The sequence below is a fragment of the Litoribrevibacter euphylliae genome, assembly GCF_042646085.1.
Lineage (GTDB): Bacteria > Pseudomonadota > Gammaproteobacteria > Pseudomonadales > Litoribrevibacteraceae > Litoribrevibacter > Litoribrevibacter euphylliae.
Genome location: NZ_JBHRSZ010000004.1, coordinates 494,555 through 508,509 on the forward strand (window position 1 = coordinate 494,555; position 13,955 = coordinate 508,509).

General features: G+C 44.3%; 18 protein-coding genes. 10 read left to right on the forward strand and 8 right to left on the reverse strand.

Annotation, left to right across the window (positions count from 1 at the left end; genetic code table 11):
- Positions 1–87 precede the first annotated feature (87 nt).
- From ACFOEK_RS09685 to ACFOEK_RS09695, 3 genes are all read left to right on the forward strand, one after another.
- Positions 88–489, forward strand: a complete 402-nt coding sequence (locus ACFOEK_RS09685; protein ID WP_386719793.1) for an FmdB family zinc ribbon protein — start codon at positions 88–90, stop codon at positions 487–489.
- A 428-nt stretch (positions 490–917) separates the two neighbouring features.
- Entirely contained in the window at positions 918–1,217 is a 300-nt protein-coding gene (locus ACFOEK_RS09690) for a hypothetical protein (RefSeq protein WP_386719796.1), read from the forward strand.
- 248 nt (positions 1,218–1,465) lie between these two features.
- Positions 1,466–1,855 carry a hypothetical protein gene (locus tag ACFOEK_RS09695; protein WP_386719799.1) on the forward strand — a complete coding sequence of 130 codons (390 nt, stop codon included), beginning with the start codon at positions 1,466–1,468 and terminating at the stop codon, positions 1,853–1,855.
- Between the two features lie 167 nt (positions 1,856–2,022).
- Here the strand turns inward: ACFOEK_RS09695 and ACFOEK_RS09700 are convergent, their stop codons facing one another.
- The gene (locus tag ACFOEK_RS09700) at positions 2,023–2,565 is read right to left on the reverse strand and encodes a nuclear transport factor 2 family protein (RefSeq protein ID WP_386719802.1); all 543 of its coding nucleotides are present in this window, start codon (positions 2,563–2,565) and stop codon (positions 2,023–2,025) included.
- A 273-nt stretch (positions 2,566–2,838) separates the two neighbouring features.
- On the opposite strand from ACFOEK_RS09700, the gene ACFOEK_RS09705 reads away from it, so the two are divergent.
- Positions 2,839–3,033 (forward strand): hypothetical protein, encoded by a 195-nt coding sequence (locus ACFOEK_RS09705; protein WP_386719805.1) that lies wholly within the window; start codon positions 2,839–2,841, stop codon positions 3,031–3,033.
- Positions 3,027–3,224, forward strand: coding sequence for a hypothetical protein (locus tag ACFOEK_RS09710; RefSeq protein ID WP_386719807.1), 198 nt, complete (start codon positions 3,027–3,029; stop codon positions 3,222–3,224). The genes ACFOEK_RS09705 and ACFOEK_RS09710 overlap by 7 nt, the downstream gene beginning before the upstream one ends.
- Positions 3,225–3,306: 82 nt before the next feature.
- Here the strand turns inward: ACFOEK_RS09710 and ACFOEK_RS09715 are convergent, their stop codons facing one another.
- The gene (locus tag ACFOEK_RS09715; protein ID WP_386719809.1) at positions 3,307–3,708 is read right to left on the reverse strand and encodes a tautomerase family protein; all 402 of its coding nucleotides are present in this window, start codon (positions 3,706–3,708) and stop codon (positions 3,307–3,309) included.
- A gap of 51 nt (positions 3,709–3,759) precedes the next feature.
- On the reverse strand, positions 3,760–4,224 hold the full coding sequence (locus ACFOEK_RS09720; protein WP_386719812.1) for a hypothetical protein: 465 nt from the start codon (positions 4,222–4,224) through the stop codon (positions 3,760–3,762).
- Positions 4,225–4,400: 176 nt separating this feature from the next.
- Between ACFOEK_RS09720 and ACFOEK_RS09725 the strand changes: the two genes are divergently transcribed.
- Genes ACFOEK_RS09725 through ACFOEK_RS09735 form a run of 3 tightly spaced genes read left to right on the forward strand, consistent with a single transcriptional unit; the run spans position 4,401 to position 5,958 of the window.
- On the forward strand, positions 4,401–4,841 hold the full coding sequence (locus tag ACFOEK_RS09725) for a winged helix-turn-helix transcriptional regulator (RefSeq protein ID WP_386719815.1): 441 nt from the start codon (positions 4,401–4,403) through the stop codon (positions 4,839–4,841).
- Positions 4,842–4,874: 33 nt separating this feature from the next.
- Positions 4,875–5,639 carry a sterol desaturase family protein gene (locus tag ACFOEK_RS09730; protein WP_386719818.1) on the forward strand — a complete coding sequence of 255 codons (765 nt, stop codon included), beginning with the start codon at positions 4,875–4,877 and terminating at the stop codon, positions 5,637–5,639.
- Positions 5,640–5,673: 34 nt separating this feature from the next.
- Entirely contained in the window at positions 5,674–5,958 is a 285-nt protein-coding gene (locus tag ACFOEK_RS09735; RefSeq protein ID WP_386719820.1) for a hypothetical protein, read from the forward strand.
- A gap of 107 nt (positions 5,959–6,065) precedes the next feature.
- On the opposite strand, the gene ACFOEK_RS09740 is transcribed toward ACFOEK_RS09735, so the two are convergent.
- Positions 6,066–6,407, reverse strand: a complete 342-nt coding sequence (locus ACFOEK_RS09740) for a zinc ribbon domain-containing protein YjdM (protein WP_386719823.1) — start codon at positions 6,405–6,407, stop codon at positions 6,066–6,068.
- Positions 6,408–6,538: 131 nt separating this feature from the next.
- Between ACFOEK_RS09740 and ACFOEK_RS09745 the strand changes: the two genes are divergently transcribed.
- A complete protein-coding gene (locus ACFOEK_RS09745) occupies positions 6,539–6,733 on the forward strand; it encodes a hypothetical protein (protein WP_386719825.1) in 195 nt (64 codons plus the stop codon).
- 83 nt (positions 6,734–6,816) lie between these two features.
- Here the strand turns inward: ACFOEK_RS09745 and ACFOEK_RS09750 are convergent, their stop codons facing one another.
- From ACFOEK_RS09750 to ACFOEK_RS09765, 4 genes are all read right to left on the reverse strand, one after another.
- A complete protein-coding gene (locus ACFOEK_RS09750; protein WP_386719828.1) occupies positions 6,817–9,267 on the reverse strand; it encodes a phosphatidylinositol-specific phospholipase C domain-containing protein in 2,451 nt (816 codons plus the stop codon).
- Between the two features lie 250 nt (positions 9,268–9,517).
- Complete coding sequence (locus ACFOEK_RS09755) at positions 9,518–9,688, reverse strand: hypothetical protein (protein ID WP_386719831.1); 171 nt, start codon at positions 9,686–9,688, stop codon at positions 9,518–9,520.
- 5 nt (positions 9,689–9,693) lie between these two features.
- Positions 9,694–10,614, reverse strand: a complete 921-nt coding sequence (locus ACFOEK_RS09760) for a DUF3179 domain-containing protein (protein ID WP_386719834.1) — start codon at positions 10,612–10,614, stop codon at positions 9,694–9,696.
- A gap of 339 nt (positions 10,615–10,953) precedes the next feature.
- Positions 10,954–12,642 carry a sensor histidine kinase gene (locus ACFOEK_RS09765; protein ID WP_386719837.1) on the reverse strand — a complete coding sequence of 563 codons (1,689 nt, stop codon included), beginning with the start codon at positions 12,640–12,642 and terminating at the stop codon, positions 10,954–10,956.
- A 223-nt stretch (positions 12,643–12,865) separates the two neighbouring features.
- On the opposite strand from ACFOEK_RS09765, the gene ACFOEK_RS09770 reads away from it, so the two are divergent.
- Positions 12,866–13,867: an AraC family transcriptional regulator gene (locus ACFOEK_RS09770; protein WP_386719840.1), complete on the forward strand. Its 1,002-nt coding sequence runs from the start codon at positions 12,866–12,868 to the stop codon at positions 13,865–13,867.
- Positions 13,868–13,955: the final 88 nt, after the last annotated feature.

The following is a 13,955-nucleotide window of genomic DNA, read 5'->3' on the forward strand; positions in this document are numbered from 1 at the left end:
TCTTTGAATAAGTCTTTCACTCTCCGGTTGCCACATGTTGTGGCAGCCGACACCTGCTGACATTGAATTTACCATCAGGAGTTAATTATGCCTGTTTACGATTATAAGTGCGCTGAGCACGGCTTGTTTCATGAATTGGCGACCATGGAAGATGCTTCAAAGCCCTGCGCTTGCCCTCAATGTGGTAAAGCAAGTGCCCGTGTAGTGATGATCCCGCCTTCTGTACTGGCCATGGCGCCTGCGAAAAAAACCTCTATGGAGCGCAATGAAGAAGCTAAACATCAACCCATTATTTCAACTGTGGATTCAAGAGCTGAAGCGGCAGATCGCGCTGCATTTGCAGCAAAAAAACAACATCATCATGGGAAGGGCTGTGGCTGTTCTCATGAACATGCGCCAGAAAACAGCGCTTTAAAGCAGCAAGTGGTCTATTTGCCGGATGGCAGTAAAGTGTTTCCTTCACAGCGACCATGGATGATCAGCCACTAAGTGTGTGGGAGTGTTAACATCGGTCAGGAACATAAACCTGAAGCTCAGAGCTCGGTTCAAATTACTTTGATTGTTCCGCTCCCGATGCTTTCATTCCTGCTGTTAGCTCGTAAGAACTGTCGGAGTATCTAAGCCAATAAAGAGTATGCTATCGATTTTCACGGTGCTGATCTTCTTTTATTTACGTTCAAAAATAGAATGACTCTGGCTTAGCTAGCCCACAAATTAGATATCAGCACTCTTTTGTGGGGTGTCATTATGTCTAGGTAGTTCAAGTAATCGAGTATGGATATAGTAAATCAACAGCTTCTTCTTAAGTTTATTTTGAGAGAGGCATTACATAAATCATTGCTAGCTTTAGAAAATGTTGATGCTTTAAATCTAAACAAACTGAGATCGGTATATTCAGTGCAAAGTCGGATTTATATGTGTCAGTGGATGACCAATTAACCTATACAATTCACTTTGCCCCAACTCAACAGGAAAAATTAAACACGCAACTTATATTTGTAATGAGTGATGCTTTCAACAGATCTATAGGAGAGCTACAAAAAGCTAAAGCTATTGATAGGACTGAATTGAATAAGGAATATAAAGGTGTAGGAAGCCGATATTACGAAATTGTAACTAAAGAAATGGAATCGTGTGTTGAGCAGTGGTTTGCGCTGATAGATAAATACAATAGGGGCGAAAATCTAGAGCTTGATAAAATTCAAACGGTCATATAACTCGCCTACCATCTATATCACTGGTGGCTTTCGAGGCGCATAAGCCTGAAGTCTCCTTCTAAGATCAGAACTTAATTCCCAATACTTTTTTGAATTGCCCTATACGGCTTTGTTTCGAGGGCATTTATACACTGTTGTTTTGCTCTTTGGTGTGAAAGAATCCGCTCCTCTTAGATACTAGATGGTCACAGGGTGTGTGATTACTCATTTTGGTCTGAGATTTATAACTAATAAATGGAGAAAAAAGGATGAAGAAAGCTATTTTGAGTTTATTGATTTTGTGTGCTGCGATTGTTCCAAACGTCAGTTTCGCAAAAGGAGCACCGCTGTTTTTCCAAACGGGCGATGAGCTGTTCGAAATTGAAGGTGCGCCACAGCTTGAGGAAGGCTATAGCGTAGGTTATGCGTGTCAGCATGTAGGATTGTTTGGTGCTGATATTTGGACTTGGGATTGTGAAATTATGGCGGTAAATGTCGAAGAGTTTTCGGCAGGCAATCTTGACCCAGAGTTTAAGGCCGAGATGGAAGAGAAGTTCTCTCTAAGTGATCGCTCCAGAAACCCTTGGAACCACTATGGTGTGTTTGGTATGGCGTTACTACTTATCGGCGGTGCAGCGGTAAAACTGCGCAGCAAATAAGATAATTCCAGCAGACTGAGGGTTGTCTCTGTACAGCCCTTAGTTAATGTTTTTCGTCAAAGTGATATCAGTTCTAACCCTCAACCAATTGTCAAAAGTTAGCTCATCTCATGAGCAGGGCAACCACCGTTAAGCAGTTGCCACTCTCTCAAACTATCTAGTTACTCTTAAAACACGCCATTGTCGTTGCGAATATCTCCGCCGTTCATCAAGGAATAGAGGCGCATAAAGCCATCCAGTGCCTGAATTGAATCCCAGTGTTCAACAATTCTGCCGTCTTTAATACGCCAGGTATCAATGATGTTCATGCCTTGTTGATCATTACCTCGGTCTTCTTTGTTTAATGTGGCATGAGAGTGAAAAGTGATGTATTCACCATCTGCATAAATGTGTTTTACGTCATAGGTATACTCTGGGTAATCCTCTACAAACTCTTGTAAAAAACCAACCAAGCCAGTCACTTTGTCAGGAAGATTACGATTGTGCTGTATATAAGCACTGTCGTTATAGTGTTCGAGAACATAGTCAAAGTTGTGGTTGTTCATCAGGTTTTGTACGAAGTCAGTAATGAGTGTGGCGTTTTTTATTTCCTGCTCTGACCAGTTTGGCTTCTGTAACGATTCAAGATCGATGATCAACTTGTCACTGCTTTGAGCAAATAAGGTCATGCTCGTCAAAAGCATTGCTAAGAAAGTGGTTATCTTTTTCATAAGAGGTTCCTCTAAAGTTAATTGTGGTTACTTATGTATACTATGATAAACAATAGTAATCTAATTACAATTAGGCACTTTGATGTGGTATAGGCACATTTTGGTAACCGCTATAAAGAGCCAGTCATTCAAAGTAGAGTCATGGGCTGACACAGATCACGACGAAATAAAACGTGGCCGTCAAGTCTTTGATGGTCGAGCAGAACCTTTTAGAATTGGGTTGATGCGGCCTATGGCAATTTAAAAGTATTGGATCTGTGTAAAGAGTAAAAAATGACCTTAATTAGCTTTGAAGAAATGGAAGAAAAGTTCATCAAAGAAATCCTGAATAAGCAGAACGATTGGCACCCAAAAGCAGACTACAACACCTATTCGTTAGCTGCTGGCTTTGCAATGGGGCATGGCTATAAGCAGGGTAAAGCGTACTCGTTTGCAAAAGGGTTAATGGACAGGGATTTAGTATGGTAATCAGTGAAAAATTTAAAGAGCTAGAAGCTACCTATATCGAAGAAGTGGAAAAGAAACGAGGTGGCTTTGAACCGATGGACAACTATTGCTGGTTTTCCGTTGTGGCTGGCTATGCGTTAGCGCGCGGCTTTACCCAACAAGAGTCTTACGAGTTTGCTGATTACATGCGCAGTAAAGGATTAGCTGATTAGGTTCTTCGGATACTCAGAGTTATATCGGGTTAATTATTTACAGGGTCGGGTTTCTTGCAGAAGCCCGACCAATAATCCTGCTTCAATTCGCGTATTTTTCTAACCACTCTGCTTCCTGACCTGGCTCGGGCATGATGGCGCCGCCTTCGATGGCCCATTTAGCCGGGACATCCTGCAAAACGACACTAACGCGTTCAGGGCCTATAGAATCATTGGTTTGTTTCGTCACTATTGCGTTTACGATCACTTCTTTAAACCCGGTAATGATTTTGTTTTTGGTTGAGGCATCCCGTCCGCTTCGAATCGAGCCGGTCACATAAGCAATCTGCTTTTTGTTAATTTTAATGCCGTGAAAAAATAAGACCTGAACGAATTGCGCCGGAGCGCCTGTAATTTCGCAGTGGGTATCAGTAATGCCCTTGGCGATGATCTGTTTCTTATCCTGAGGAATGGGGTTGAAGGTGCTGACGGTATAAAGCGGCATTGTGAGTCTCCCGTTTGGAATTGAACGAATAGAGAAAATTGTAGTGAGTGATTAAAAGTTGGAGCTGGTTTTTAGATGGCCATGCTTGATTTTGGCGGTGACCAAACGGGCATAGAATTTCATCATTTCCCACCAACGAACGGATTTGGTGATTCGCTCTTGATTCATCGTCAGAAAGGCATCTGCAAGAGACTGGTCTGGGGCGGTCAACACCACTTTGTCTCGCTCACATCCACTGAGGTCGCACCAAGTATCAAGCAAGTCATAGAGGAAAGGCGCGCGTATGTCTTCGGATAAGTGTTCGTTTACAGGGGCCATGACGGTAGGAACCGCAGACTCTCTATATTCGACAAAGGCTTGTCCGGCTTCAAAGGTTAACCAAATGACCTTTACTTTGGCGTTACTTCGAATGTGTTTTTGATAAAGACGGGTAAACGCGTCTTCCATCTGACTCATTTGTTTCGACGAAAGTAAGTCTGCTTGAACATAGCAAATTGCTTTATAGGAGGTTTGCATAATTTTTACCTTTAGTTCTGTTTTGGAACTAATTTAGCTCTACTTGAATCTAAATGGCAAGGAAAAGTTTCAAAACGGAACTTATTGTTTTCCTTTAAGTGCGGATTTTGAACTTAATTATTCACTGTATTTCGAGTAGGCTAGCTTCCTTGAAGTACACTTTGTGGAAATAGAAAATGAGTGACACCGAACAAACACCCAGAACGCACTGCGCCATAGAGGAAGCACTGACTGTCGTTGGTGACAGGTGGAGTCTGTTAGTGATTCGGGATGTGATGCGCGGGGTTAACCGATTCGATTCGTTGCAAGACAGTTTGAACATATCACGTAATATTTTGACGCAGCGCCTGAATCATCTGGAAGAGACCGGCATTTTGGTTAAAAGCCCAATCAGACCGGGCGCAAAACGTATGCTCTATAACCCAACGCCAAAGTGCATTGCGCTTGCGCCTGTGCTGGTGTCATTAATGAATTGGAGTCGACATTGGGCAGAAGATGACTATGGCAAACGTTGGTCCAAAGTCGTTGATAAAAGAACCTCGGAAGAGGTTAAGGTTGAAATAGTCGACAGCAACCAAAATCCGGTTCCTTTAAGTCAGTTAAAGATTGAGTTTTGATACGTGATTCTTTTCCCATCTAATGAGTCGAATATGGAACTACTTACCTTAGTCATAGTGCTGACAGTATTCCTCTGTGTATTTACATTAGAGGTCATCGCTCCGGCCTCAAAAAACCACTGCGACAGACGCTGGATGATTCTTGCTTCTGCTATCAGTTTGTTTCAGTCCGCCATAACGATAGGTGCCGGTTTAGTATTTGTTGAAACCTTTAAGAACATATCAATGTTTGGTTTTAGCGATTTGAACGTTGTTATACAGGGATGTCTTGGCTTTGTATTGACGAGCTTTGTTGCTTATTGGTGGCATCGAGCTATGCATAAATATGATTTACTATGGCGGCTATTTCACCAGCTTCATCATAGCCCGCGACGGATCGAAGCCCTTACGTCCTTTTATCTCCACCCATTTGATGGCATTGCGGCCACTTTTCTAAATGCTCTTTGCTGTTATGTCGTTTTGGGTTTAAGTGCTTATGGTACGGCAATCAGTTTAATCATTGCGGCTTTGTACAATATCTATATTCACGCTGACCTAAAAACACCTCATTGGCTTGGTTTCATCATACAAAGACCTGAAATGCATAGAGTCCACCATAAGTACATGCATCATGCTCAGAACTATGGGTTAGCTATTTGGGATCAATTGTTTGGGACTTTCTCCAACCCAAAGGAATATGTACAGGAGGTTGGTTTTGACAAAGTTCGAGAGGCTCAGATTTATGACATGTTAAAAAATAAAGATGTGTATAAAACTAAAAATGTGTCCTTATCGTGTGATTCTATCCCTAGGCGCTGAATCTCAAAACATAGATTTTACGAGTATCAATTTTATGGATGAAATTAGGTTATTAATTGCCTTGGCATGCTTTATGGTTGGCGTGTATTTGATTTATGACTTGTTCGCGTCAGGCTTCAATGTTGCCGTATTGATAGCCGGGGTTGGCTTGTTGATCGCAGCACATTACATCAAACCTAACAGAAGTGACGAAGAGGATGGATCGCTTCTTTGGGATATTCTTGATTTCTTTATTGATATTCCGTTTAAAACCATCTCTCTTTTGCTCCGAGGCTTGGGCCGAGCGTCAAAAGGGGATGCGGATGGCTTTGATTTATAACATGTGAATGATGTTAACTAAGATAAAGCGCTCAAATCGACCGTAGAATCCGGTTAGTAAAATAAAAAAGGCGATCATCCGATCGCCTTTTTTGTGCTTAATGCGACTTAAGCTTTCTTAACAAACTGCGACTTCAACATCATGTCGCCAGCGCCATCTACTTTACAGTCAATGTCATGGTCGCCATCTACAAAGCGTTTGATGGTTGCTTTGGTACCAATCTTCAAAACGCTTGAGCTGCCTTTAACTTTCAGGTCTTTGATCAGCGTTACTTTGTCGCCTTCACTTAGTAACGTGCCATTCGCGTCTTTAAGCACTAATGCGTCCTCATCCACTGCCGCTTCATTGGGATTCCACTCGTTTGCACATTCCGGGCAAATCAGCATGTCCTGATCCTGATACACATATTCGGACTGACATTTAGGGCAAGGAGGCAAAGTAGACGTCATGATGTTCTCTCTTCATCAGGTTAGAAAGCGGGGCATTATACACCCTTTGAGTAGGGTTTCGGTAAATTTGATGGATTCTAATCAAAGGCTTATTCTGGCTATTGGTAGAGCGAGTTAAAAGGAGGATGAATATGCAAAAGTTATTGATTCTGGCTGTATTAGGTCTGGCTGCGGGATGCAGTTCCAAAGAGGTCTATGAAAATATTCAATACAGCAATCGCCTAGACTGTAATTATTCACCACCGGCTCAATATGATGAGTGTTTGGATAGCACCAACCAATCCTATGAAGAGTATGAGAGGGAACGGCAGGCGGTGGTTGATTAGTGGTTAGGTCAAAGCACCTACCTGAATCCCTTCAAATAGGTGCTTTTCATTCAATAGAGTTTTATCTCTAATCTAAGAGCATCCTACTGAATCCAAACCCATTGCTGGGTTTTTCCACCGTGATAACCCCAGATGTGGGAGTCACTGCCACGGTAGCTCCAGGTATTTCCTCCATCGATGTCCAAGGCTTTACTTGATGCGTGCTTAGGACGGAAGGAGTTGCTGTTACCTCGATCCCAACGTTGGTTGTTGCCTGTGTGGCAGCTCCATAAATGAACGTCTGAACCGTTACCTGTCCCTGACCCTGATACGTCGACACACTTAAAGCGAGCCGCTTTGCTGTGAATTCGGCCTAGGCTGTCCTGATACCATTTCTGGTAATCATCACCTTGGCAACTCCACTGGTGAACGTCGGTGCCGTTTGAAGTGCCTTCGTCTTCAAGATCCAGGCAATAGCCTTTGCCATTTTTAAGGCGCTGATAGTTGAACGCTTTTACTTGGCCGGAAGAGGTCTGTACTTCAAAGTTACCTGATTTGCCCGAGCTGTTGGTTGCTGCAACCAGCATGTACATGCCCGCATTGAGGCTCATCGTGATGCGAGCGTTTGAGCCGTCACCACCGTCGTCGTTAGCGGTGATTTGCTGGCCGTTGACGTCCAGAAGGTAAAGATAGGCGTCTTGGGATGAACGTAGATCTAATGTAACTGGGCCAGATTGGTCAATGATCAGCTCAATCAGAGGGTTGTTTTTGCTGCTGATGCTTTGACCGCCTGAGTTGCTCCAACTGCCTTGTACTAATGTGCCTGCGGCTGGTTCGTCTTCCGGAATCCAGCGATCGTAGATGGATGGTGTCATCCAATACCACATTTGGGTTTTACCGCCGTGGTATGTCCAAAGGTGGCTGTTGCTGCCATTGTTGCTGTTGTCACCGCCACTGATGTCCATGGCGCGATGGGTGGCGTGAGCCGGGCGCAATGAATTGTTGGTGCTACGCAGCCATTGCTGGTTTGCGCCGTCATCGCAGTTGGCAAGGATGATGTCAGTGCCTTCACCTGTGCCTGAGCTTTCTGCTTCAACACAACGGCTTGGGTAAAGCTTGCTGTGAAGACGACCGGTATCGTCCTGATACCAAAGCTGGCTGTCGATATCGGCCGGATCGGAGTGACAGCTCCATTGATGGATAGGAGTGCCTACAGAGGTGCTGCGGCCTTCAAGATCCAAACACTTGCCTTTGCCGTTTCTTAGTTGACGGTATACCACTTGTGAGCTTTCTGTTGGATAGTTGATGGCTGGCGCGTCGCCTTGTTTCCAATCACCTTCAGAAGACTGGTCTGTGTAGTTGATCCAAGCGGATTGATTGCCTTTTGCTTGAGTTAGCAGGTAGTTTTGATAACCGTTCTTAGGTAGACCGAAGCTGCCGTTAAATTCAGATGCGCAGACGTTGTAACCTTCTGACCAAGGGCCTGAAGCAGAAGACACTTGCCATTCACCCGCGGCATCCAAACACACGAACGGACGCGTCTGATCACAGCTCAGGTCGTTAAAGCGGCCATTGCCGTTGTGCTCCGCACAGTCTTCGTTACCAACGTTGTTCGGCTCGTTGGTGTTCCAACTCCAGATTGCAGCCCCGTGACGTGAATCGTCGTGATCCAGCTGATCAAGACCAACCACACCAACACCACAATCAGTAAGCGTCTTCATGTACGCTGCATCGATGGCTTTTGGCGGATCACCAAACCAGTCACTTAATGTCGTGGAATCTTCATAGATGCGAGTCAGAGTCGAAGTTAAGAGATCCGGGTCAAAGCGATCATTCTGGCAATCTGGCGCTGGTGAAAGCTCACTGTTGTTGGTGGTAAACAGATGGCCAAACGCATAGTTCGCATAGGAGGTTCCTGAAGCGGCGCTGCAACTGCTTACGCCGTAAATCACAATTTGCTTGCCTGCATTCAGAATGTCGGCCTTGCTGACATCCATAGGGAAGCTCTCGCCACATTGATTTGGCTGATAGATCTTGTCTGTGAAGTACTTATCGAAGATGTCTGACATTTCGCCGTAGTGATTGTCCATGTGATCTTCGATGTATAGGAACACCACTTGATCATTGTGCGCCGGGTTACGAATCCAGGTGTTAATCTCACCGATACGCTCTTCAATGCGCCCGTCAAATTCACTGCAGCCAGTGTGGTCATTGGTACCATGGCAGGCAATCAGTTCACTACTGAACCAGTGGGTATCCAGTTCCAGTAAACGCACACCCATGTCCAACTGTTCTGTAATCGAATGGATGTGGTTTGGGTCGTAATAACTGCCTAGGTTTGCGTAGTGACTGGCATTGTAGGAGTTATGTGTCATCAGCATGGTCGCTTCAGACATTGGTGTGTGTTTATCAATTTCCGATTGCAGCATTAGGGCTTTGTACTGCCAGCTGTCTAAATAACTTTCGATGGTGGCATCGGCCATTGCTAGGGAGCTGCAAAGCGTCCCCAATGAAATCAGCGCAAGTGATTTCTTTGAACGGGTCAATTTTGACATGATGTTGTCCTGTTATTTTTATAGTTATTTACTAAGAGCCTTCGGCGGATTAACGACCTTTGATGGCTTAGTTGAGTATGTTTGCATGAAATGGATGACGCGAGAGTGGCCAATGTGGCCATTTGTGAGCTCTTTCCACCCGATGTTTCAGAAAGGTTCAGTTATGACAGGGATAGGGGCAGAGATGGTATGTCATTTTGACAAGGCTTCTAGCGCTCGTTGAACTAGAGCGGAGTTGTTTAGGCGTTCCCTAATCTTGGTTCTCTTCTGGTTTCTTCTGACGTTGAGCTTTTTGTTCCTGAACTCTATTGGCTGTCTCAGTGAACCGTTTCATAGCGTCGACACTGAACGTCAGTTCGTCTTCTTTGTTGGGATGCCAAGATGAAAATGGGCGTCGATGACTTTTCGGTGTGCTGCACATGATAGTTATTCCTCGGATGGCTTATTGTTCGGTGACTCACTCTTCGATGACTTATTCTTTGATAAATTCTGATAAACCTCTGAGTCGGGATGGAAGGCTATCCAAGCGAACCAAAAAGCGGTTAAGGTAACAATGGTTTGGCCTTTGCTGTCTTCAATCCGAGCACTTTGTGTCTCGGGGTTGTAATGAACTCTTAGCGCTTTGCCTTGAAAATTATCGTGCAGTGGGTTGGTGGCTTTTTGCAGTTCTGCGAAAGGGTAGGCCTTGTAGTGGCCATTCATTTCAATGCCTATGACAAGGGACTTGGGATGATAACGTCGATCCGTGTGGTTCACCGGAAAATAGGTACGCTTGGTTTTATCGTAATTAGGATAGGGAGTGTTTTGGTAATTGCGCCAATACCCGGTGTCTTCTGATAAAACCAAGGTGTTGGGGTGCCGTTGTTGCCAGTCTTGCCAGAACGTATGTTCGACAGGAAGACGTTCAAGTATTGTTCCTTTTAATGGACCACTGATGGCTCGGCCTTCAATTTGCGACCACAGAGATTCTGTTTCCCTGTCGTACATCAATAAGTCACTGTTATAGAGCAGCCCGGAGACGCCAAAGGTCATGCGCTTTTGGGGAGAGCTGGCATTAAACACAATGCCTGTGCCGCAGAGTGGGCAGAAACTCACGGTAATGGGGTGACCGTCAAGTTCATCGTTTACCAACTCATGATAGTTAAGAATATTGATTGGGTAGGCTTTGGCTTGGTTGTTGAGTGTTACACCGAGTACTTTATCTGTGGCGTTTAAGTTGGATTCTGAACGAGTGATGAATTCAGGATCATCAATGGCAGGAATACCGTCGCGTGGTGGGCCGCCATGCATGATTTCATCCGCTGGGATTAACGGTGATTCAATTTTAAAACCGTTCATCTCCATCATGGCTGAGATGCTTTTCTGTATGAGAGGAAAGCAAAGGATGAGCAATAAGGGATAAATCAACCAGCGGCTGGTTAATACTCTGAAGCTTGCTCGAGCTTTTGGAGCGGCAGCCCATTGGGTAAATCGTAGCTTAATGCGCTGAGATAGAAAGTGCTGAGATAGAAAGTACCGAGACAGAAAGTACCGAGACAGAAAGTACCGAGACAGAAAGTACCGAGATAGAAAGCGGTGGGATAATAAACACTGGATGAACGACATGGTGCCTGTCCCATATTGATTGGTTATTTATTGGACAGGTTGAGTGATAAATAGTTCTTGGCTAACTGAGTGGAAAAATAGCTACGGCCACATATCCATATCGGCATCGTTGGTTTCTGAAGGCTGATTGAGGCTGTTTCGATAAGCTATGATGTCGGACTCGGAGAGGGCTTTTGGAAGCGTGACTTCAAAACAGCAACCGCCATATTTTGAGTCAATGCAACGAATACTACCGGAGAGCGCTTGCGTAACTAGGTTGTAAACAATATTCAGGCCTAAACCCAAACCACCCTGGTTACGTTTGGTGGTGTAGAAGGGTTCAAAGATTCGAGCGTGCTCGTCATGTTTAATCCCGATGCCATCGTCACTGACGGTAATAATGATGGCACTTTGTTTTTCTGAAAGACGTGCTTTGAGATAGATATTACCTGCTTCGTCTTGTTGGAACGCATGCAGAGCCGCATTTTCTACTAATGCCTGGATAACTTTGTGCAAGGAACTTTCAAAGGTTTCAATGGTAAAGCCTGTAGGGCACTCCACATGAATGGTCAGGCCACCTCTGAGGTTGCCTCCTGCCCATTTATTGATGTTCATAAAGCACTCATACAGTTGAACTTCAGCGATACTCTCAATAACCTCTTCTTTCACTGACAGCTCTTTGAAGGTATTGATCATGGCACTGATTCGATCAATGTTGTCTTCACTCATGGTCGCTAATGAGTGAATGCTCTCTAAGTGGGTGTTGAGGGTATCTTTAGTCAGCCTTTGGTTATTGATGTCTTCTCGAATCTGGGTAACGAAGTCGGCTACCGCACTGACCGAGGTTTTACAGACGCCTAGTGGTGTATTGAGCTCGTGCGCTAGACCAACCACCATGCCCCCGGTGGCGAGCATTTTTTCTTTTACAATTAATTCTTTTTGGGTGTTTTGTAATTGCTCGATCATGTTGTTTACGTTATTCAGAGCAATGGACAGTTCATTGTTGGAGCGCTGCAGCTCAGCGGTGCGTTCATTGACTTTGTTTTCGAGTTCTTTATTGAGCGCCGCCAATTGTGAGCGTTCAGACAGGAGTTCAACTTCGATTTGTTTTCGATTCTCAAACTCCATTTTTAAATTAGATTTCATCTTGTTCAGTGCGGTGGTTACTTCGGATAGTTCATCTTCTCTGTGTGGTCTTTTGAGTTGGAAGGGCTCGCTATCCAATGAATCAAAAGAGAGGTTACGGGTGTAATTTGCCAACGTAATAAGATGTCGGGTAATCATCAGATGAACCAGCGACATGATCAAAATCGAAACCATGAAGGTATTGAAAAACTGAATCAATAGAATGTTGAAGGCTTTGTCTTTGATGCGTTCGTAGACGTAGTTGTAATCCACTTGCACAAACAGTGTGCCTAATTCCTTTTGTTTGTAGAGCAACGGGTAGTCTTTGACTTCGGAGAATTCATTTCGTTTAGGGTTGCCTTCGGAGACCCGCTCGCCGCCATTCAGAACCACATAGGCATAGCTGATTTCGGGGTAGTTCAGCAGGCCTTTTAATTTGAGTTCAACCTTGGGCCAGTCGAACTCCCATAAATCCAGTGTAAGTTCTTTTAAATCAACGTTTTGAATGCGAGTTTGGTGATCGTTGATCGCTTCTAGATCTTTTTTGTAGTCGGAATAGAGCAGAATGCAGGACGTAACAAGAGTAATACCTGTACTAATAACCAAAACAATAAGCAAAAGCCGTATGCTTAGTCTGGAAGGCATATAGCGTTTTAAGTTTTGCAAACTTGCTGGCTCCTTGTACTTTGATCCTTCAACATACTTTTATCAGAAAGGTATTATATTTTTCAAAGTGTAGATGACTTATTAACTTTTAGTGTAAAAAAATCCTCTATTGATACATCCTTTGTGCTCGTTAAGTTCTTGGATTCTTTGTCTTTCTTTTGAACATTGGCTTTTTTCAGTTGAACTCTGATATTTTTCTTTTGAATCTTTGCATTGGAATATTATGGAAACTCGTTATTCGACCTTAGCTTCTTGGTCTTTGGCAATTGTAAAAACGCTTGAAAAGTCGGGCGTGGATGGTGAAGCCTTGATGAAACAGGCCGAAATGGATATTCAAAGTGTTAAGGAGAATCCGGAAGCCCGTATCCCCATTGAGAAGATGACTCACCTCTGGACGTTGGCTGAAGAGGCAACTCAGAATCCTGCCTTTGGTTTGAGTGTCAGCGACAATGTGAATCCTCTTCACTTCAGGGCGCTTGGCATGTTGATGATGACCAGCAACAGCATTGCCGAAACCTTTGAGAAAGTGGTGAAGTATTACTCGTTGATCAGTAACACTGGGCTGGTGGAGCTTGAGCGAACGCCAGAACTGATCGGTTTTAAGATTTTGCCGTTGGAGGGCGTTGAAATCAGTACGTTGGCCATTGATGCGTTCTTTGCCAGTGTAGTGGTTTTGTGTGAGCAGGTGTTGCACAGTCGCGCTTTTGTGGATTCTGTCGAGTTCATCAAATCAGAGCCGAAAAACAAAGAGCCATGGAATGCATTCTTTGAGTCTCAGGTGCGATTTGGGTCAGCCATAAATTGTCTCTGGATGAAACGAGACATACTGGAAGCCCATTCGGCGTTTGGGGATTCCCGAATGGCACTTTATTCAGAGTCAGTGATTCAGGATTACCTGGAAAACATGCAGCAGGGCAGTTGGCGGGATCGTGTCTACCAAGCCATTCATGCTGCGTTTACTCATGGTGAACCGAGCCTTTCGGAGATCGCAGCGCAGTTGAATATTGGTGAGCGTTCCTTAAGTCGACGGCTGAAAGAAGAGAGCACCAGTTTCCGATCTCTATTGGCTGAAAAGCGTAAAGAGCTGGCGGGCTTCTATCTTCGTAACAGCGATCTGTCAGTCACTGAAGTTGCCTTCAAATTAGGTTTCAGTGATGTCAGTAATTTCAATCGCGCCTGTCAGAACTGGTTTGGTTGTTCGCCATCCGCCTACCGAAACGCCTGAAATGACAGTTCATTGGCAGGTCATGACCAGCCAAAACATTCGATCTTACTTACTATAGGCTTATCTTGGCTAATAGTTCTTGAGTTAT

Excerpts from the sequence above, each read along its gene's own strand:
- ACFOEK_RS09750 (WP_386719828.1), bottom strand. The coding sequence starts at position 9,267 with ATGTCAAAATTGACCCGTTCAAAGAAATCACTTGCGCTGATTTCATTG.
- ACFOEK_RS09700 (WP_386719802.1), bottom strand. The coding sequence starts at position 2,565 with ATGAAAAAGATAACCACTTTCTTAGCAATGCTTTTGACGAGCATGACC.
- ACFOEK_RS09725 (WP_386719815.1), top strand. The coding sequence starts at position 4,401 with ATGAGTGACACCGAACAAACACCCAGAACGCACTGCGCCATAGAGGAA.
- ACFOEK_RS09740 (WP_386719823.1), bottom strand. The coding sequence starts at position 6,407 with ATGACGTCTACTTTGCCTCCTTGCCCTAAATGTCAGTCCGAATATGTG.
- ACFOEK_RS09760 (WP_386719834.1), bottom strand. The coding sequence starts at position 10,614 with ATGATGGAGATGAACGGTTTTAAAATTGAATCACCGTTAATCCCAGCG.
- ACFOEK_RS09685 (WP_386719793.1), top strand. The coding sequence starts at position 88 with ATGCCTGTTTACGATTATAAGTGCGCTGAGCACGGCTTGTTTCATGAA.
- ACFOEK_RS09745 (WP_386719825.1), top strand. The coding sequence starts at position 6,539 with ATGCAAAAGTTATTGATTCTGGCTGTATTAGGTCTGGCTGCGGGATGC.
- ACFOEK_RS09705 (WP_386719805.1), top strand. The coding sequence starts at position 2,839 with ATGACCTTAATTAGCTTTGAAGAAATGGAAGAAAAGTTCATCAAAGAA.
- ACFOEK_RS09720 (WP_386719812.1), bottom strand. The coding sequence starts at position 4,224 with ATGCAAACCTCCTATAAAGCAATTTGCTATGTTCAAGCAGACTTACTT.
- ACFOEK_RS09735 (WP_386719820.1), top strand. The coding sequence starts at position 5,674 with ATGGATGAAATTAGGTTATTAATTGCCTTGGCATGCTTTATGGTTGGC.
- ACFOEK_RS09770 (WP_386719840.1), top strand. The coding sequence starts at position 12,866 with ATGGAAACTCGTTATTCGACCTTAGCTTCTTGGTCTTTGGCAATTGTA.
- ACFOEK_RS09730 (WP_386719818.1), top strand. The coding sequence starts at position 4,875 with ATGGAACTACTTACCTTAGTCATAGTGCTGACAGTATTCCTCTGTGTA.
- ACFOEK_RS09755 (WP_386719831.1), bottom strand. The coding sequence starts at position 9,688 with ATGTGCAGCACACCGAAAAGTCATCGACGCCCATTTTCATCTTGGCAT.
- ACFOEK_RS09715 (WP_386719809.1), bottom strand. The coding sequence starts at position 3,708 with ATGCCGCTTTATACCGTCAGCACCTTCAACCCCATTCCTCAGGATAAG.
- ACFOEK_RS09695 (WP_386719799.1), top strand. The coding sequence starts at position 1,466 with ATGAAGAAAGCTATTTTGAGTTTATTGATTTTGTGTGCTGCGATTGTT.
- ACFOEK_RS09710 (WP_386719807.1), top strand. The coding sequence starts at position 3,027 with ATGGTAATCAGTGAAAAATTTAAAGAGCTAGAAGCTACCTATATCGAA.